1 protein-coding gene is annotated in these 441 nt (G+C 71.9%); it reads left to right on the forward strand.

All coding sequences use genetic code 11. The features are described from left to right. Nucleotides 1-441, forward strand: a 441-nt coding sequence (locus QSK03_RS32965; RefSeq protein WP_285660065.1) for a transposase, incomplete at both ends; no start/stop codon positions are given.

The raw sequence follows: 441 nt of genomic DNA on the forward strand, positions 1-441 counted from the left end.
GCCGCGGTCGCCCGCGAGCTCGGCCGCTCGTGGGACACCGTCAACGACATCGCCGTCGCCGCCACCAGTGAGCTGCTGCTCTCCGCCGGGCCGGCCCGGCTCGAAGGGGTCGAGGTCATCGGGGTCGACGAGCACAAGTGGGCCCACGTCCGCACCGCCGAAGCCGACGGGTTCGTCACCGTCATCACCGACCTGACCGCTGTCGTCGCAGGCCAGGGGCCTGCTCGGCTGCTGGACATGGTGCCCGGGCGCTCCGCGGCCGCCATGAAGAGCTGGCTCGGCGCTCGCTCCCAGGCCTTCCGCGACCAGGTTCAGATCGTGGCCATGGACGGCTTCGGGGGCTACAAGAACGCCGCGGTCGAGGCGCTGCCCGACGCGGTCACGGTGATGGACCCGTTCCACGTCGTCGCTCTGGCCGGGCACAAGCTCGACCTGTGCCGT

It is taken from the genome of Actinomycetospora sp. NBRC 106375 (genome assembly GCF_030269665.1).
Lineage (GTDB): Bacteria > Actinomycetota > Actinomycetes > Mycobacteriales > Pseudonocardiaceae > Actinomycetospora.